This window comes from Micromonospora sp. NPDC048843 (genome assembly GCF_040649965.1).
Taxonomy (GTDB): Bacteria; Actinomycetota; Actinomycetes; order Mycobacteriales; family Micromonosporaceae; genus Micromonospora; species Micromonospora hortensis.
Window position 1 is genome coordinate 1 of sequence record NZ_JBEZGJ010000058.1, and the last position, 18,063, is coordinate 18,063.

The 18,063-nt window shown below is 70.2% G+C and carries 15 protein-coding genes; 4 read left to right on the top strand and 11 right to left on the bottom strand.

Annotated elements, in window-relative coordinates; genetic code table 11:
- Positions 1–118: 118 nt before the first annotated feature.
- The 8 genes from AB0C20_RS15780 to AB0C20_RS15815 all read right to left on the bottom strand — a co-directional run bounded on the left by AB0C20_RS15780 (position 119) and on the right by AB0C20_RS15815 (position 11,396).
- Positions 119–1,096: a hypothetical protein gene (locus AB0C20_RS15780; protein WP_357185630.1), complete on the bottom strand. Its 978-nt coding sequence runs from the start codon at positions 1,094–1,096 to the stop codon at positions 119–121.
- 32 nt (positions 1,097–1,128) lie between these two features.
- Positions 1,129–2,658, bottom strand: coding sequence for a plastocyanin/azurin family copper-binding protein (locus AB0C20_RS15785; RefSeq protein ID WP_357568258.1), 1,530 nt, complete (start codon positions 2,656–2,658; stop codon positions 1,129–1,131).
- Between the two features lie 8 nt (positions 2,659–2,666).
- Positions 2,667–6,611 carry a ThuA domain-containing protein gene (locus AB0C20_RS15790; protein WP_357568259.1) on the bottom strand — a complete coding sequence of 1,315 codons (3,945 nt, stop codon included), beginning with the start codon at positions 6,609–6,611 and terminating at the stop codon, positions 2,667–2,669.
- Positions 6,612–6,634: 23 nt separating this feature from the next.
- Positions 6,635–7,639 (bottom strand): multicopper oxidase domain-containing protein, encoded by a 1,005-nt coding sequence (locus tag AB0C20_RS15795; RefSeq protein ID WP_357185621.1) that lies wholly within the window; start codon positions 7,637–7,639, stop codon positions 6,635–6,637.
- Between the two features lie 352 nt (positions 7,640–7,991).
- On the bottom strand, positions 7,992–8,831 hold the full coding sequence (locus AB0C20_RS15800; RefSeq protein WP_357568260.1) for an amino acid ABC transporter ATP-binding protein: 840 nt from the start codon (positions 8,829–8,831) through the stop codon (positions 7,992–7,994).
- Positions 8,832–8,835: 4 nt separating this feature from the next.
- Entirely contained in the window at positions 8,836–9,630 is a 795-nt protein-coding gene (locus AB0C20_RS15805; protein ID WP_091406922.1) for an amino acid ABC transporter permease, read from the bottom strand.
- A 93-nt stretch (positions 9,631–9,723) separates the two neighbouring features.
- Positions 9,724–10,542 carry a basic amino acid ABC transporter substrate-binding protein gene (locus tag AB0C20_RS15810; protein ID WP_357568261.1) on the bottom strand — a complete coding sequence of 273 codons (819 nt, stop codon included), beginning with the start codon at positions 10,540–10,542 and terminating at the stop codon, positions 9,724–9,726.
- Between the two features lie 176 nt (positions 10,543–10,718).
- Positions 10,719–11,396, bottom strand: coding sequence for a hypothetical protein (locus AB0C20_RS15815; protein ID WP_357185610.1), 678 nt, complete (start codon positions 11,394–11,396; stop codon positions 10,719–10,721).
- A 213-nt stretch (positions 11,397–11,609) separates the two neighbouring features.
- Between AB0C20_RS15815 and AB0C20_RS15820 the strand changes: the two genes are divergently transcribed.
- From AB0C20_RS15820 to AB0C20_RS15835, 4 genes are read left to right on the top strand one after another with little or no spacing between them, the layout of a single operon-like run.
- On the top strand, positions 11,610–12,245 hold the full coding sequence (locus tag AB0C20_RS15820) for a SipW-dependent-type signal peptide-containing protein (RefSeq protein ID WP_357185607.1): 636 nt from the start codon (positions 11,610–11,612) through the stop codon (positions 12,243–12,245).
- A gap of 9 nt (positions 12,246–12,254) precedes the next feature.
- Positions 12,255–12,887, top strand: a complete 633-nt coding sequence (locus AB0C20_RS15825; protein ID WP_357185604.1) for a SipW-dependent-type signal peptide-containing protein — start codon at positions 12,255–12,257, stop codon at positions 12,885–12,887.
- An 11-nt stretch (positions 12,888–12,898) separates the two neighbouring features.
- A complete protein-coding gene (locus AB0C20_RS15830) occupies positions 12,899–14,176 on the top strand; it encodes a signal peptidase I (RefSeq protein WP_357185601.1) in 1,278 nt (425 codons plus the stop codon).
- The gene (locus tag AB0C20_RS15835) at positions 14,173–14,661 is read left to right on the top strand and encodes a hypothetical protein (protein WP_357185599.1); all 489 of its coding nucleotides are present in this window, start codon (positions 14,173–14,175) and stop codon (positions 14,659–14,661) included. Before AB0C20_RS15830 ends, AB0C20_RS15835 begins: the two co-directional genes overlap by 4 nt.
- Here the strand turns inward: AB0C20_RS15835 and AB0C20_RS15840 are convergent.
- From AB0C20_RS15840 to AB0C20_RS15850, 3 genes are read right to left on the bottom strand one after another with little or no spacing between them, the layout of a single operon-like run.
- Complete coding sequence (locus AB0C20_RS15840) at positions 14,640–15,569, bottom strand: sulfotransferase (protein ID WP_357185596.1); 930 nt, start codon at positions 15,567–15,569, stop codon at positions 14,640–14,642. The genes AB0C20_RS15835 and AB0C20_RS15840 overlap by 22 nt on opposite strands.
- A gap of 3 nt (positions 15,570–15,572) precedes the next feature.
- Positions 15,573–16,589 carry a sulfotransferase gene (locus tag AB0C20_RS15845; protein ID WP_357185593.1) on the bottom strand — a complete coding sequence of 339 codons (1,017 nt, stop codon included), beginning with the start codon at positions 16,587–16,589 and terminating at the stop codon, positions 15,573–15,575.
- Positions 16,586–17,869 carry a glycosyltransferase family 4 protein gene (locus tag AB0C20_RS15850; protein WP_357185590.1) on the bottom strand — a complete coding sequence of 428 codons (1,284 nt, stop codon included), beginning with the start codon at positions 17,867–17,869 and terminating at the stop codon, positions 16,586–16,588. The genes AB0C20_RS15845 and AB0C20_RS15850 overlap by 4 nt, the downstream gene beginning before the upstream one ends.
- Positions 17,870–18,063 lie beyond the last annotated feature (194 nt).

Consider the following 18,063-nt stretch of genomic DNA (forward strand, 5'->3'; position numbering starts at 1 on the left):
CTTTCCTATGTTTTTTTTTTCGTCTATACGCAATTTAATTATCTCGACCACGCCCCACGCGGGCGGGGCGCTAACACCACCAGGCGCGGGGGTGACCGGCCGCCGTAGCGTCGATCAACTAGAGCCGGGCGGCGCCCGCCTCGGTGGCCTCCTGCACCGCCGAGGTACGGCGGACCTCGGCGCGCTGGTCGCCGGCGTCCTCCCGATCCGGGCCGGCCACCCGGGCCGACCGGTTGGTGGTCGTGGCCGCCTGGTCGCCGGTCACCCCGCCACGGATTCGGTTGTTGGCGGCCACCTGGGCGACCGGGTTGTTGTCGGTCACCGTCAACTGGCCGTTGATGATGTTGTCGTCGACGGTGACGCCGCCGGTGGTGCTGGTGATGCTCACGTCCCCGCCCCAATAGCCACCGGAGGCGCAGCTGTCGAGCGTGCCGTTCGGGCCCACCTGCACGCCGCCCAGGTTGCCGGCGAACGTGGCCTTGCCGCGCACCGCGCTGCCGCACACGACACTGCCTGTGGCGCTGTTGAGCACCGACAGCGTGCCGTCCACGAACGAGTCGTGCAGATCGGTGTAGTAGGTGCCGGTGCTGCTGAGGTTGCGCTGCACCTGGGTGCCACCGTCGAGCCGGACCTCACCGGCGCCGACGGTGACGGTCCCGGCGACCGTCGACTCCTCGGCGAACAGGAAGCTGTCGATGGTCGCGCTGCCCTTCGGTCGCACTGTCACGTTGCCGGTCTGGGCGTTGGAGAGGAAGATGCCGTATCCGCCCGCGGCCAGCACCACCTGGCCGTCGACCGTGGTGTTGGTGGCATCGAGGTAGCCGTCCGCGGACACGCGCACCTCGCCGCTGACCCGGCCACCGGTCACCACCAGATTGCCGCCGGCCGCGACGGTGACGTTGCCGGTGATCGTGGTGCCGGTGAGCGCGCAGGACTCGCCGGCGGGCACGAGCAGGTCGTTGGGCACTGTCACCGCGCCGCCGGTGCCGATGCAGTGGGTGACCAGGTCGGCGTGTGCGGTGGGCGCCACGGCCAGCACCGAGGCCGCGATGACGGCGCTCACGGTGGCGAGCTTGGCGACGGTACGTCCGGGCATCGTGGTACTCCCTGTCGGTGAGGTTCGAGGACTCATGCGCCGACGTCCGATCGGGCCGCGGCCCGGACGATGGCGCCCTGCTGCCGCCGGTCGAGCGTGCCGCCGGTCACGAGCGCGGCGGTGACCGCTTCGACGTGTCGGACGAATTCGGCGTGGCCGGGGTAGTCGGCGTGTTCGTCGATCAGATCGTTGATGGTGCAGCCGTCGCCGGTGTCCACGTTGCCCACACCGGTGTCCCCGCCGTCGATGATCACGGTGGCCCGGGTGTCCGAGTCCGGGCAGCGGTCGGTGCCGTCGACCACCACCGTGAACGACGTCGACTGCTCGGTGGAGGAGTTCCCCGCCGTGTCGGTGGCCCGATACCGCAGTGTGTGCGCGCCGGGTGCGCGGACGGCGACCGGGGCGGTGTACGCCGTCCAGGCCCCGGTGTCGAGCGCGTACTCGATCTTCGCCACGCCGGACTCGGCGTCGGTGGCCGTGACGGTGACTGTCGCGCCGCCGACGTACCCACCGTCGTCGTTGCGGTCACCGGCCACAGCGGCGGCGACAGTGGGTGGAGTCGTGTCCTCGGCCTGCGGCTCGACGACTGTGAAGTGGGACATCTGCTCCGCCGACGTGTTCCCGGCGACGTCGGTGGCCCGGTAGTGCAGCATGTGCATCCCGGCCGCGTTCACCACGATCGGGTTCGTGTACGCGGTGAAGGCCGCCCCGTCCAGGGCGTACTCGATGGTGGCGACGCCGGATCCGCTGTCGGTGGCGGTCAACGTGGCGGTGGCCGTACCGATGTAGTTGCCGTCGCCGTCGCGGTCGCCGGCCAGCGCGATCGCGACCACCGGCGCTGTGGTGTCGTCCTCCCCCGGCTCGACGATCCGGAACGCCACCGAGCCGACGGCGCTGGTGTTGCCGGCCTGGTCGGTAGCGCGGAACTGCACCGCGTGGTCGCCGATCGCTGTCACCCGCACCGGCTCGGTGTACGGCAGGAAGCTGGTGTCGTCGACCTGGTACTCGACGGTCTGCACCCCCGAGTCGGCGTCGGTGGCCGTCACTGTCACGGTGGCCGCGCCGAGGTAGTTGCCGTCCTGGTCCTGGTCGCCGGAGACCGCGGCGGTCACTGTCGGCGCGGTGGTGTCGCCACCGCCACCGCCGTCGGTGACCACCAGCTCACCGACCATCGAGCTGTGGCCGGGGATCGAGCAGAAGTACCGGTACCGGCCCGGGGTCAGCGTCACTGTCGCCTGGTGGCGGCCATCGTTGGCGTCGAACGGGCTGGCCAGGATGTTGAGTGTGACGTCGTGGTTGTAGCCCTCGGTGCTGGTGTCGAAGGTCAGCGTGTGCGGCATCCCGGTGGTGTTGCCGGTGGCCGCGCTGTTCTCCCAGATGATCGTTGTCGCTCCGGCCACCGCCGTGGTGGGCGCGGACTTGTACTGGGTGATGCTGTCGTCGGCGGTCCAGGTCAACACCTGGTCGGCGGCGACGCGCGGGGCGGCGGAGGCGGGCGCCACTGCCAACGGGATCACCGTGAGCAGGAGCGCCGCCAGCGCGGCCGTCAGTCGTCGGGTCATCGTCACTCCTAGAGTTCCCGCGCACGGATGTTGCGGAACTCGGTCAGGTCGTTGTCACCGTGGTTCTGCAGGCCGATGAAGCCGCGCAGGAACTGCCGCAGGTCGGTCGGCGGGTCGCCGGCTCGCGACGACTGCTTGCCGGGCGTGTTGTCGAACTCGTTGATCACCACGCCGTTGCGGATCATCGTGTAGTGCTGCCCGACGGCGCGGATCTCGTAGTCGTTCCACTCGTTCTTCGGCGTCACGCCGGCCTGGGCCAGCGGCACCGGGTCGAAGTTGTAGACCGAGCCGGTCTTCTGCGGCTCACCGGTGTCACCGTCGTAGATCTGGATCTCGTGTCCGCAGTAGATCGCCATCCAGGCCGCCGAGGTCCGCGCCGACCCGACAGTGCCGCAGCTGTCCGGTGGCCGCTGGTCGAGGGGTGTTCGCAGGTCCGGGAACCGGATGAAGACTCCGGTGTTGGCCCGGCCGGTGCCTGGCGCGATGTCCCGGAACTGCAACTTCAGCGAGAAGTCGCCCAGCTCCTTGGTGTGCCAGAGCATGCCCAGGCCGCCGCTGGAGCGCAGTGACCCGTCCGGCTGGATGCCGAACTGTCCCGACGGCGCCTGCTGCCAACCGCGCAGCGACTCGGTGGTGCCGTCGAAGAGCGGCTCGTACCCGGTGTGCCCGTCCCGGCCGATCTGCGACGCGGCGGCCAGGCGGGTGAGGGTGCCGGCTTCGCGGGTGCTGAGCAGGTCGTCGTCCTGCAACGTGCGGGCGACCGCTGTGACGTGCCGGACGAAACCGTTGTGGTCGGCCCAGGTGCTCTCGTCGTCGATGAGGTCGTTGGCGGTGCAGCCCTGCCCGACAGTGCGACTGGGCACACCGGTGTCGGTGTCGCCGAGCCACACCGTCGACCGGTCGTCGGGCACCGCGCAGCCCACCGTCACAGTGGTCTGCACCGTCGCCGTCTGACCGTCGGCGTACGTGACGGTGAGCTTCGCCGTGTAGGTGCCGACAGTGGCGTAGGTGTGCCGGGGGTCCGCCTCGGTCGACGTGGCGCCGTCGCCGAACTCCCAGCGGTGGCTGACGCCGCCGGAGCGGGAACCGGTGAAGGCGATGGTCAGTGGCTTGTTCTGCACGGCGACCGAGGTCGCCGCCGGTGCCGGGGTGGGCGCCCCGCCGGTGTAGGTGACCCGGATCAGCTTCTGGTTCGCGTGCAGGCTGAAGAAGCCGCCGCCGTAGTCGAGCAGGTAGAGCGCGCCGTCCGGGCCGAACTTCGCGTCCATCCAGCTCTGCAAGCGGGTGTCGCCGTTGCCACCGGGGATGATGGCCCGCAGCGACTCGGCGTACACCGGTGGGGCGGCCTGCGGCACGCCGGCCGGGTCGACTGTGACAGCGACCCGGTTGGCGGCGTTCGACTGGTCGCCGATGAACCACTTGCCGTCCCAGTGCTCGGGCCACGCCACGCCGCTGGTGGTGTCGACGAGGTTCCGGTGGTACGTCGGGCCGGACATGATGGCCTGCCCGCCGCCGCGCAGGTACGGCTGCGTGTAGGTGGCGTCGGCCGCCACGTAGGTCGGCAGGCCGCTGCCGTCGGTCCGCTTCGGGAACACCGGGCCGCCACCGTCGGGCGAGTACCAGATCATGTTGTCCCGGGCCGCCGGGATGTCCTCCAGTCCGGTGTTGCGCGGCGAGGTGTTCTTCAGGTTGTCGCAGTCGTACCAGCCGGTCAGCACTGTCGCGTCGGTGTTGCTGCGGTCACGGTACGGCTGCCGGTTGCCCATGCAGTACGGCCAGCCCTGGTTGCCGGCGGAGGTGATGATGGTGGCCGTCTCGTACTTCGCCGGGCCCAGCGTGGGGCTGGGCGACGAGGCGTCCGGGCCGACCCAGCCGGCGGTCAGCCACTGGTGCACAGGGTCGATCTGGAGGCGGGCGATGTTGCGTACGCCCATCACGTAGATCTCCGGCCGGGTCCTCTCGGTGCCCGGTGGGAACAGGTTGCCCTCCGGGATGGTGTACGTGCCGTCCGGCTCCGGGTGGATCCGGATGATCTTGCCGGCGAGGTCGTTCGTGTTACCCGACGTGCGGCGGGCGTCCTGGAACGAGATGCCCTCGTACTCCTGGGTCCAGTTGTTGCCGGCGTAGCCCTGCGACCCCTCCGAGGAGTTGTTGTCGCCGGAGCCGACGTAGAGGTTGCCCTTGGCGTCGAACGCCATGCCGCCGCCAGCGTGGCAGCAGCTGTGGATCTGCACCGGGAACTGCAACAGGTCCTTGCGGGTCGCCTGGTCGACGGTCTGCGCCTGCCGGTCGTAGGTGAACCGCGAGACGGTCCGCTGACCGACCCGCTTCACCCGGTCGACCGAGTCGTGTGGCATCCAGTAGACGTAGAGCCAGCCATTCTCGGCGAACGCGGGATCGGGCACGATGCCGAGCAGGCCCTCCTCGTTCTTGACCAACTCGGAGCCGCTGCCCCGGTTGCCCATCACCTCCAGGGTGGTAAGCAGCTTGACCTGCTTGGTTCGCGGGTCAAAGGAGTGGATGGTGCCGCAGCCCAGGCCGACCTTCGGGTTGTTCCAGTCCGCGATCGGACCGCTCGGGCAGGCCGCCTTGCCGACGTAGAAGACGGTGCCGTCCGGCGCGATGGTGAGCCCGTGCGGCTCGCCGATCTGGTCCAGTTGCCCGGTCTGGTTGGCTGCGGTGAGTCGCTCCACCTTGTAGTTCGCGGCGATGGTGGCCTGGCAGTCGCCGCGTACCCGACCGGTGGTCCAGTTGAGGGCGCCAGCGAGGTGCGTGCGGAACGCCTCCTCGCCGTAGCTGCCCTCGGTGTGGCCCATGCCGGTGTAGAACGACCGGCCGCCGTCGTAGTCCCGGCACCAGGACACCGGGTGGAAGGCGCCGTTGGCGGCCGCCCCCGGGTTGTAGTGCCGCTCCTCGACCTGGGCGAGAGTGTGCACGGTGCCGATGGGGTTCGGGTCCCAGTTCTCCCAGCGGTCGGAGCGGGTGAGCGTCATCGGCAGCGACGCGGTGGCCGGGTGCTTGCGGTCCAGGATGTTCACCACAGCGCGGTTCACAGCGGGCGGCTCCGGGGCGGTGGTGCTGCCGGTGAACAGGCGCAGGTCGGCGAGTTGGACCAGCGGTTCACCGCTGTTGGCTGTGACGTTGAGCCGGTAGCGCGTGAACTCCTGCGGCGCGGCGATGTCGAACCGCCGGGTCTGGTACCGGTCCGGGAAGGTCTGCCCGATGCGGCGGTCCAGGTCGGTCCAGCTCTGGCCGTCAGTGGAGCCCTGCAGGGTCCAGTCCTTCGGGTCCCGACCGGAGGAGTCGTTGGCCGACGTGAGCGCGTACCCAGTGATCTTCTTTGGTGCGCTCAACTCGTACGCCACCCAGGCGGTCGGGGTGCGGACCAGCCATTTCGTGTTGGCGTCGCCGTCGGTCAGCTTCTCCTTGGTCTCGTTGGGCGGGTTCTCGCCGCTGGCGGTCACCTTGGCCACCGGCTCGGCGACCGGGATGGCGCCGGCCGGGCGGGTGCCGATCAGCCCGGTGAACCAGGTGGAGTCGACCTGGGCGCGGGCGGCGTCGGCGATGCCGACGAAACCGCCGCCGGCCTTGACGTAGTTCTGCAGCGCCGACTCCTGGTCGCGGTTCAGCGCGGCGCCCGTCGCGGAGAGAAAGACCACGCTTCGGTACGCGGACAGCCCGGCCGCTGTGAAGGCGCCCGGGTCCGTGGTGGCCGTGACATCGATGTCATGAACGGCACCAAGCTGTTTGATGGTGTCCACCGCGCGTGCGACCGGGTCCTGTTGTTCGGCCACCGGGCCGTGGAACACCAGGACCGCGGTCTGCTGCGGCTGCGCCGCCTGCGGGGCGGCCGCCGTTCGTGGTGCGGCAGCGGCCGCCGCCGTCGTCGTCGCCGGGAGCAGTGTCGCCAAGGCCGCTACCGCGGCAAGGGTTCGTCGTAGTTTTCTGGTCATGCCCGTCCCCACTTTCGGTTCGGTCAGCTTCCGTGCGTGTGGGTGTGGCCCTGGAACCGGTGGATCGCCTCTTCGGCGCCCGGCGGCATGCTGCCGTCGGCGTTGCGCACCAGGAAGATCCCGGCCATGCCGCCGTCGGAGTGCGTCTGCACGTGGCAGTGGTACATCCACGCGCCGGGTCCGACGCCCTCCCCGGCCAGCACCTGGAAACCGAACGAGCTGCCGGGGTTGAGGTCCTTGTTGTCGACCACCAGGCTCGGGTCGCTCGGCCCCTCCAACATCCCGGTGCGGTTGTCCGCCCAGCGGTGCGCGTGCAGGTGGAAGGTGTGGAACAGGTTGCCGTGGCCGATGGCGATCCACTCGACGCGCTCGCCCAGGTTCGCCTCGAACATCGGGGTCGCCGGAGCCATCTTGTTGTTGATCATCATGTCGTGGAACACGGCAGTGAACTGCTTCGACGGCAGGATGTCGCCACGCCGTCTGACGATCAGCGCGCCGTACAGTCCTTTCGCGACACCGCCGGTGCCGTGGTCGGTGCCCATCGCGTGATCGTGGTAGTGCCAGTAGCCGGCACTGCCCGGCATGTACCGCCGACCCGCCGCGGCCACCATCTCGTGCGAGCGCCAGACGTACGTCCGCGTCTCACCCGGATTGTTGAACGAGGCGTTGAACGGGCTGCCGTCGGAGTCGGTGCTGTAGTCCACCCCGTGCGGATGGATGGACAGCCGCTGGTTGGTGGTGTTGACCAGGGTGATCTCCAGCGTGTCACCCTCGTACATTTCCAGGATCGGGCCCGGAACGGTGGCCTGACCGGGCGCCAGGCCGTACCCGAACAGGTTGCCGGGCAACTGCTCGGCGTAGATGGTGATCTTCTTGGTGACACCGGCGGCGGCCCGGGCGGGGCTGCCGCCGAACGCGGTGCCGATCGTTGGGGCGGACGCGCCCAACGCCCCGGCGGCGAGCGCGCCGGTGGCGATCAGCGATCTGCGGGACAGGTGGCGCTGAGGGCCACCAGCGTGATCGTCCATGGGTCTCCGTTCCCGACCGGGCGAAGACGCGACGAGGGCAGGGTGCATTGACCGCCGAGCACGGGCGGTGGCACGACTGAGGGTGAGGCTCGTCGCGGGCTTTGCTCGGAAGACTCAGAACTTTCGATGGATGACAGCAACTTATGTAATCCATCGACGAAAGTACAGGTCTGATTGCAAAAAGATTACCTTGACATCACGACGTCAGTCGATTGACATGAAGCTGACACCGAGCCCGTCGACCTGACCGGTAGCGGGCGGACGCCGCTGCCCACGACCGAGCAGCGCACAGATGGACGCCGGGCTGCCATCGATGAGGCAACCCGGCGGGAAGGACGTACGAGAACCGTCGTCAGAGGTTGTGGCGGTCGTCCACCGGCACGCCGGGGGTGTCCGGCGGCTCGGGCGCCTGGTCCGGCTGACCGACCTGCGCGACGCGGGTCGGGTCGAGGACCCGGGAGAGGAACGCGCGGGTCCGTTCGTGCTTCGGCGCGCCCAGCACCTCCTGCGGCGGCCCCTGCTCGACCACCACACCACCGTCCATGAAGACGACCCGGTCGGCGACATCGCGGGCGAACGCCATCTCGTGGGTGACCACCATCATCGTCATGCCGTCCTCGGCCAGCTTGCGCATGACGGTGAGCACGTCGCCGACGAGTTCCGGATCGAGCGCGGAGGTCGGCTCGTCGAACAGCATCAGCTTCGGCTCCATCGACAGCGACCGGGCGATCGCCGCCCGCTGCTGCTGCCCACCGGAGAGCTGCGCCGGGAAGGCGTCGGCCTTGTCGGTCAGCCCGACGCGCTCCAGGTTGGCCCGCGCGATCCGCTCGGCCTCGGCCCGACCTCGCCGGAGCACCCGGCGCTGAGCGATGGTGAGGTTGTTCAGAACGGTCAGGTGCGGAAACAGGTTGAATGACTGGAACACCATGCCGATGCCGCGGCGGACCGCGTCGATCTCGACGTCCGGGTCGGTCATCTCGACCCCGTTCACCCAGATCTTGCCGGCGGTCGGCTCCTCCAGCAGGTCGACGCAGCGCAGCAGGGTCGACTTGCCGGAGCCGGACGGCCCGATGACGCAGACCACCTCACCCTGGCCGACCTCGAAGTCGATGCCCTTGAGCACCTTGAGCGGCCCGAAGGACTTGTGCAGGTCGCGGATCTCCACGGCGGGGCGGGAAGGCGTGGTCGTCATCGGGTCACCGGGCCTTGGCGTAGCGGAGTTCGAGGCGTCGTACCACCTGCGACAGCGGCAGGGTGATCACCAGGTAGGCGAGGCCGGCCACCAGCAGCGGGGTCGCGTTCACCCGGTCGTTGAGCATGTCCCGACCGAACTTGGTGATCTCGATCGTCTGCGCCGTCACCCCGAGCACGTAGGCCAACGACGAGTCCTTGGTGAGCAGGATGAGCTCGTTCGTCAGCGGCGGGATCACGATCCGGAACGCCTGCGGGATGACGATCGTCCGCATGGCGGTGAAGTGCGACATGCCGAGGGTCCGCGCCGCCTCCATCTGCCCCTTCGGCACGGCCTGGATGCCGGCCCGGATCGTCTCCGCCATGTACGCCGCGGCGGTCAACCCGAGGCCGATCGCTATCGAACCGAACACTCCGCCCGGAATCTCGCGCTCCGGAAAGGCGATGGGGATGCCGTACCCGACCAGGAAGAGCACCAGCAGCGCGGGCAGACCCCGGAACAGCTCGATGTACGCCGTCGCCACCCAGCGGTACGGCGCCACCCGGGACAGGCGCATCAGCGCCAGGATGGTGCCGAACACGAGGCCGAAGGCGAACGCGCCCAGCGTGTAGAGGATGGTGTTGCGCAGCGCGACGGTGATGATCGTCGGGAACATCGACTTGATGATGTCGACGCGGAAGAACGCGTCGGCCAGCCTGTCCCAGTCCGCGGCGACGAGCACCGTGGCGATGATGGCGATGAAGACCAGGTACTGGAGCCCGAGGGACAGCCGCTCCCGCTGGCGGCGTCGCAGCTTCACGTTCGCTCGTTGCCTTCCCGGAGGTTACCGACGTCGGAGGGCGCGCGGGACGCGCGCCCTCCGGTACTGCGCGGCGCTCGGCCGCTACGCGGCTCAGGCGCTCGGCCGCTTACCGATCCACTTCTCGTAGATCGTGTTGTAAGTGCCGTCCTGCTTGGCCTTGGCCAGCACCTCGTTGATCTTCTTGAGCAACTCCGGGTTGGCGTCCTTCTTCACGGGGAAGCCGTACTGCTCGCCGGTGTCGAACTCGGCGGCCACCTCGAACCCGCCCGGGTTCTTCTTCAGGTACTCGGTCCAGACCGGCAGGTCGTTGATGCCGGCCTCGACCTGGCCGTTGGCGACCGCCTGCTGGAGGGCGGCGAGGTCCTCGAACTCGACGAGCTTCAGGCCCTTCTCCGCCTCGAGCTTCTTGGCGTAGTCACGACCCGTGGTGGCCGCCTGGACGCCGAGGTTCTTGCCCTTGAGGTCGTCGAGCGACTTGTACGTCTTGCCGGTCTTCACCAGCATCGCCTGCGTGGCGTCGAAGTAGGGGTCGGAGAAGTCGACGACCTTCCGCCGCTCCTCGGTGATGGTCATGCCGGCGGCTGCCGCGTCGCACTTGCCGGTGTTGAGGTCCTGGCCGGACTTGATCCCCTCGAACGGGGTGTCGATGATCGTCTGCTCGACGCCGAGCTCCTTGGCGACCAGGTCCATGATCTCGACGTCGAAGCCGGTCACCTTGCCGCTGGCGTCCTTGGACTGGAACGGCGGGTACGGCAGGTGGGTGCAGACGGTCAGCTTGCCCGCCGCGACCAGCTTGACGCCGCTCGCCTGGACCTCGCTGTCGTCCTTCTTCGCGCAACCGGCGGTCAGCGCGAGGGCGGCGACGGCCACGACGAGGCCGGCCTGACGGACGGCACTGGGGAACCTCACGGCTGTGTCCCTCCGATTCGGCTTCCCTTGCACAGAAAGCCAATCTGGTTCATAGACTTTGCGATAAGCGACCGTACCCGATTCGGCGCGTCGCCCCCAGATCACACCGTGACCGCTCGGTCGACCCCGCCCGGCCACCTCCGCCGGCAAACCCGACACTTGCCCCGCAAAGTGCCTCAGCCACCGGTTCCCTCGGCCGCCCCGTCCGGGGTGAGGGCCCCTTCGTGGGGGTCTGTGTCCAGGAACACGTGCTGATGGCCCTGGCCGGAATCGACGCTGATCTGATCGAGCTGGGTCGCCGCGACCGACCAGATCGTCGCGGCCTCGGCCGCCTGCCGCGCGGTGACGTCCAGCAGGGCCGCCCGTTGCGCGGCCGGAACGCCGGCCGCCAGAGCGTAGGCGTCGACGGCCAGCGACGCCTGCTGGACAGCTCCGCGCAATCCTCCGCGCGCCACGTTGGTGGCGGTGGTCCCCGACGGCGGGTCGGCGAACGGCTCGGCCGCCTGGCGCATGGCCTCCTGCCACTGGCGTGCCTTCGCCGGATCCGGCGCACGTCCGCCGGTCGTCTCCGTCTTGATGGCGGTCAGTACCGGGGCGACCTGGTCGCGGACCCGCCGGGCCGTCTCGATCAGCTCCACGATCTGCTGAGCGTCCCGCTTCGCCTCGTCCTGCTTGATGCTCGCGATGGTCGCCTCGGTGGCGTCCGGACGGCCCAACTGGTAGCCGATCAACCCACCGAGCAGCGCGGTGACCAGTGCGATCACCCCCGCGACGGCTACCGAGCGCACTGTTCGCTGGCGGCGCACGTCGGCCTTGTCCAGCTGGTAGGAGGGTCGGCCGGTACGGCGCGCCATCGCATCTCCTCACATCGATGGTGTGGGGCCAAAGATTAACCGGCCCCGTGACGTCCGTCGATAGTGCCGACCGGCGGGCCCGCTGCCCGCATGGGCCCTCCTGTGACGACTTGAGTGCTTTGGGCTTTTTGTCAGGGTCTGGTGCTTATTGTGATCCTTGCGCCGCTGGCACCGGCCCACGACAACCACCCGCGTAGCACCGAGGAGGACACATTGAATGAACCGACAGGGACGGCAGTGGAGAAACCGAGCAGTCGAGGCCGCCGCCGCAAGCTGAAAGCCATCCTGGCCGGAGGAATCGTCCTCGGCCTCGGTGCCACGATCACCCTCGCCGCCTGGAACGACTCGGAGTACGCCACCGGCACGTTCACGGCGGGCACCTTCAGCATGGAGGGCAGCACCAACGGCACCACCTACGCCGAGCACAACACCGCCGGCACGGCGGCAGCGTTGACCTTCAGCACCGGCTTCGACGACATCAGCCCCGGTGACGTGGTCGCGGCACCGTTCGCCGTCCGCCTGACCGCCGCCACGACGTACGACGCGACAGTCACTGTGGCGTCAGCGACCCCCGCTCCACCCGCCTTCGTCGGCCTCACCTACGGGATCGCGACCGTCCCGGCCTTCGCCGACTGCAGCGCGACACCCACCACCCCGACCTGGATCGTGGCGCAGGGCACTCCGCTCAACTCGGTGGCCGGCGCGGTGCCGTTCAACCTGACGCAGGGCACCCCTCCCACGACTCCGGGCGCCGCGGTGAACCTCTGCTTCGTCGTCACGGCGGGGGGCACTCTGGTGCAGGGCACGTCGGTAACGGAAACCTGGCAGCTCCTGGCCGAGTCCGTCTAGGTGGTGGCCGTGGTCAACCGTCGGACGCCGGCCGGAACACCACGGCTTCGCCGGACCCGTGCCGTACTCGCTGGCGCCCTCGTTCTCGGCCTGGGGACGACGTCCACGCTCGCCGCGTGGACCGACAGCGAGTACGGCACCGGGTCGTTCGGCGCGAGCGTCTTCGGCACCGAATCGCAGACCGCCTCCAGTACCTGGGCCAGCCACACCCCGGTGGCGAACGCCGCGGCGCTGGCGTTCAACGCGACGGCGATGTCCCCCTCGGTGTCGTTCTACGCCTTCATGGACATCCGGACGACCTCGACGACGAATGTCGGGGGCACTGTCGCGCTGACGAGTTCGTCGAACAACTCCGGCGCCCTGTTGCCCGCGCTCGAGTACCGGGCGGTGCGGACCGCCACCACCAGCACCACGTGTGCCGCCGCCGCCTTCTCCGGTTCACCCACCTGGATCGTCGGGCCCGGTTACTCCGCCATCACCGCGGTTCCCGGCTCGCCGGTCTCGTCCCCCATCACCGTGCCGAGCGGCGCGACGCCGCAGCTGCGGTTCTGCTTCGAGGTCCGGGTCCAGGCCGGCGCCAGCAACGCGTACCAGGGCACGACCGGGATCGTCACCTGGGTATTCACTGCCACGTCTACGTAAAGGATCTGCAGATGGTGGGACGCGAACGTCGACGGCACGGCACCCTTGCCCGGGTCGGCGACCTGGTGCTGACAGTGCTCGCCGTCGGTGGGACGGCCTGCGTCGTCCTCGTCCCGCTGGCGTTCTTCTTCGACATCTCGCTCATCCTGTTCAAGACCGGGTCGATGGGCCCGACCATCCCCGCCGGGTCACTGGCCGTGGTGCGGGAGATCCCCGCGTCCGAGGTCCACGTGGGAGACGTCGTCACCGTCGACCGCGCGCCGCTGGCACCGATCACCCACCGGGTCGTCGACATCGCCAACGGCGGCGGGCCCACCCGCCTGCTCACCCTGCGGGGGGACGCGAACGCGACCAACGACGCCGCACCGCACGCGGTGAGCCACGTACGGCTCGTGGAGTGGTCGGTGCCCAGGCTCGGGTACGCGGTGCGAGCCGTGTCGAACGTGTATGCCACGAGTCTGATCACGATCGGGGCCGCCGCGATCGTCACGTGGGCGTTCTGGCCTCGCGGGGGCGAGCAGGGGACCCGGCGACGCCGGCGACCGGATTCGGCGGTGCCGGACGACGCGGGGGCAGTGCCGGAGATCGGCACCCAGCCGAGCGTTCCGGGAGCGCACGGCGACTCGACGCTGGGGCGCATGTTGGTGGTGCTGGCGGTACTGCCGGGCGTCGCCGCCGCGGTCCTGGCGACGCCGGGCCAGGCCCGTGCGGACACCACCGAGGAGGTCATCCGGAGCAGGTACCTCACGCTGGTCTCGATCGGCGACAACGATCGCATGACGAACCTGGCGCCGGACCAGCCAGTGCCCTGGCAGGTGGGCGTATCGGCACACGCGAGGCAGCCCGGTGAGGTGACCATCTCGCTCTCGGCGTTGGGCCCCCTCACCGTCCGACCGGACGGACTCCAGGTGAAGGTCGCCGTCTGCGCCATCCGGTGGGTGAAGGGCGCCTGCCCCACCGGCCAGGGTGAGCAGGTCCTCGCCGACGGTCCTGCCGCCAGACTGACCGCACACCCGATCACCATCAGCTCGATGCGCGCCGACCAGCAGCGTTGGGTGCTCGTCACCGCGAGCCTGCTCGCCAACTCGGTGGCCTCAGGGTCGGCGGACCTGGTCGTCACCGCGACCGGGTTCGGTGACAGCGCATCGGCGGGCGGCACTGTCGGCCCGCTGCCGCGCACCGGAACCAACCTGTGGACACCGGTGCTGGCCGGAGGCGGTGCGCTCTTCACCGGTCTGCTGCTCGTGCGCGCCGCGCGCCGGCACCGCATCCCTGTGGGGCGGCCGTGAGACGTGCACGCATCCGCGCTCTGCCGGCCCCGCAGCGAACCGGTCACGTCCGGCGGCGCTGGCTCGCTGGTGCCACGGCCCTGCTGCTCGCCGGCACCGCCGTCGTGCTCCCACCGCCGCAGTCGACGCTGGCCGCCTGGACCGACACCGAGTACGGCCGCGGCTCGCTGCAGGCCGGCACTGTCAACCCACCGACCAACCTGCAGTGCACCGCGGGTCTGCTCACCCCGCCGACCTTCACCTGGACCCTGCCGGTCGGCGGCCTGACGCGCAGCGGCTTCACCTGGTCGCTGTCGGGCGGCTTCACCGGCGGCGGAACTCTCGGCCCCAGCGCCACCTCGATCACCCTCTCCGGGGCGCTGCTGTCCATCGGAAGCGGCACCTTCAACCTGGTGGCGAACGGCCCGGGCGGCTGGACGTCGACCCCGGTCACCGGCACGGTCAGCATGCTGACGGCTGTGCTCTACTCCTGCAGCGTGCCGTAGGCCGGGTAGCCCCACTCGGCCAGCGGCTTCTCCAGCACCCGTTCGATAGCGGCGAGCTGCGCCTGGCTGAGCTCGTCCCGGTACGCCTCCGCCCGGCCGACAGTGAAGTCGTACCGGGAGAAGCCCTTCTCGAAGGCTGTCGACCAGCTCAGCCCGAGGAAGTCGAGCATCCGGCCGACCTGCTCGCGCGGCTGCTCGACCAGGTCCTCGTAGCGCACGTCCAGCCACTGGTCGGCCGGGTGACGCAGCCGGGCCTGCGCGAAGGCGTCCATCAGCATCTTCCAGCCCAGCGCGGCGAGCACCTGGAAGGAACGACCGGACTCCGCCCACTCCTCGCGCAGGTCGGACGGCAGCGGGCCGTAGATCCAGTTGTCCGGCCCGCGCCACCCGTCCCACCAGCCCATCTGGAGCCACGAATTGGCCACCGCTCGGCCGTCGCGCACCACGTTGACCACCCGCAGCTCCGGGTACGCGGCGTGCAGCAGACCGGTTCGTGGCCACCCGGTGACGTGCTGCACCAACTGCTGGCAGCCCTGCCGTGCGATGCGCTCGTCGAAGAAGGCCCGCAGCCGCCGGGCCACAAACGGGGTCAGGTCCTCGGCCACCAGGTCCCGACACGGTCGGGAGAAGCCGGCAAGCACCTGCCGGTCGAGCAGGTGGTAGGCCTCCGACGGCGCCACCCTTAGTCGGCCCCGCTCCAGCAGTCGTCGACTGTGTCGCAGCGAGGTCATGCCCGCCGGGCGCGGCGCCGAACGCCGGTAGAGCGCGCCGTTGAACCTGCCCTTGGGGTTGAGCCGGGCCAGTTTGTCGTCCAGGCCGGAGACGAAGCCGACAGCGGGATGCCGGGAGAGCAACTCCTGGACCAGTGTCGAACCGCAACGACCGGTGCCCACCACCAGTGAGAGCATCGTTCAGCCTTCCTGCCGGGTGGCGGGTGGGGGGACGGCCGGGTCCGCGGCGAGGCGGGCGGCGGGAGAGGTGACCGTCGGGCGGCGCAACGGGTAGCCGAACCGGGTCAGGGCCACGGCGGTCAGCCCGGTCACCACGGCGTACGCGCGGGTGGGCAGCCCGGTCAGCCACTCGGTGTCGGCGACCACGTCGACCAGTCCGGTGCGGTGCCGCGACGGATTGCCGGCCACCGAGTGGGTGGGGGCGAGCCGCACCGTGGCCGGTGTCGGAAACGGAAGCTCGTCGGGGGTCGCGCCGACGAAGCCGGCGATCCGGGCGGTGGCGCCGGCCGGATCGGCCACGAAGTCCTCGTACCGCACCCGCAGGTAGCGGCCCGGCGCACGGCGACGGCCGCCCCACAGTCGAACGGTGGCGGTGTTCCAGACCAGCCAGAGCAGCGCGGCCTTGCCGACCGGTGGCCGGCTCATCAGCTCATCGTCGGCGCGCCCGTCCAGCGGGCGTCGGCGACGCCAGGAGTACGCGGTGGCGCGCGGGTCGCGCACCACGTGCAGGACGTACAGGTCGATGCCGGGCAGGCTGCCGAGCAGGGCCCCGTACGGCGGCAGCTTGGACGAGTCGACGATGACGCCGTCCGGCCGGCCGCCCAGGGCGTGCTCGGCGATCGAGGCGTAGAGCCGGGCCAGCTGGGTGTCGTCGGGGTGGCCCGCGACCGGCGGCTGCCCCCGACGCTCGCGGCGCAGCAGTGCGGGCAGTCCGCGCAGCCGCAGCCGCTGGGCCAACCGGGCGGCGATCCCGGCCGGGTCGGCGTCGGTCAGGTCGGCGCGCACGCGGGACCAGAGCGGGCAGTCGGCCACCGGGGAACCGCAGCCGCACTGCCGGTTCTCCAGGATGCCGCGCCGCCACAGGTAGCGCAGCTCGCCCGCCGCGAAGAAGCCCGGCAACTGTCCCAGGACCGTGGTCACCAGAGTGCTGCCACTGCGACCACTGCCGGCGAGGTAGAGCACTCGTACCGGGCTCACCGGGCCGCTCCCCCACCGGCGGCGGCCCGGCCGGCCCGCTGCCGCGAGGGCAACGCCTCGGCGGCCTCCGCGTACAGCCCACGGATCCGGTCCAGGTGCCGGTCCGGAGCGAACTGGGCGGCAATCTTCGCCCGGCCCGCCCGGCCCATCCGGTACGCCCGCTCCGGGTCGGCCAGGAGGTCGTTGAGCGCGTCGCCGAGGGCCGTCGGCGCATCGGCGACGACGACGCGGCCATCCACCTCGGGCTCGACCAGTTCGGGAAGACCGCCCAGGTCGGTGGCGACCACCGGCACACCACAGGCGAACGCCTCCAGCACCGCCATCGGTTGGTTCTCGTGCCACCGGGACGGGACGGCGACCACCGCCGCCGACCGGATCAGCTCGTGCAGGCGCGGCTTGTCGAGACGGCCGTGGAACCGGACCCGGCCGGGCACCCGCCGCGCGGCGAGCGCCTCCAACTCCGGGCGGGCCGGGCCGTCTCCGGCGATGTCCACGCTGACCCCGTCCGGCAGCGCGGCGGCCGCCTCGATCAGCACGTCGACGCCCTTCTCCGGTGCCAGCCGGCCGGCGAAGACGACGCCGCCGCCGGGTGTCTGCTTGGCCGCGACGCCGGTCAGGTCGACGAAGTGATTGACCACCCGCAGCCGGTCCGGGTAGACGCCAGCGCGGCGCATCACGTCGGCCAGGAACCCGCTCGGGCTCACGAAGAGCTGCACCGGGTCGTACGCGTCGAACTGCCTGTGCAGCCAGGACTCGACGGCGAGCAGGCCACTGCGCGACAGCGATCCGTCCTTGCAGCGGCGACGAGCCGCCTGCAACGGGCCACCGGTGACGCACGCCTGGCAGGGGCGACCACGGTCCAGCAGTTGGTAGCTCGGGCAGGCGAGCTTGTAGTCGTGCATCGTCAGCACGCACGGCACACCGGCGGCGCGGGCCGCGGCGAGCACCGACGGGGAGAGCTGGTGGTAGATGTTGTGCAGGTGCAGCACGTCCGGCCGAAACTCGTCGATCACCCGGGCCAGCCCGCGGCGGCTCGTCGGTGACCACAGCATCCGGCCGACTGCCACCGCGCGGGGCCGCATCCCGCTCGGCGCCGGCTCCAACTCCACTTCGGACGGGAACCGCGCCGCGTACGGCAGGGGTGACTCGTTCTCCGGGTGGCTCATGCCGAAGTAGGCGACAGTGTCGCCGGCAACCCGTTGCAGGTCGGCGAGATCGAGCAGATACCCCTCCGCGCCGCCACGGCGGTAGAGGAACTTGTTCACATGCAGCACGCGCATCGACTCGCCCTGCTCACGTCGATCGGGCGAACCGGGCCCGGAGGTGATGACCGGGGTCTGCCCGCCCCGGCCAGGGCCCACGGTATGCAGGGCTGGTCGGCGAGTCCAGTTCACGTTTGCCATGTGGCTGAACGGGTGATCTTCGTCTGCCCGTGCGGTCCGCGGCCTGGCCTCCCGCCGTGATCTCCAGATAG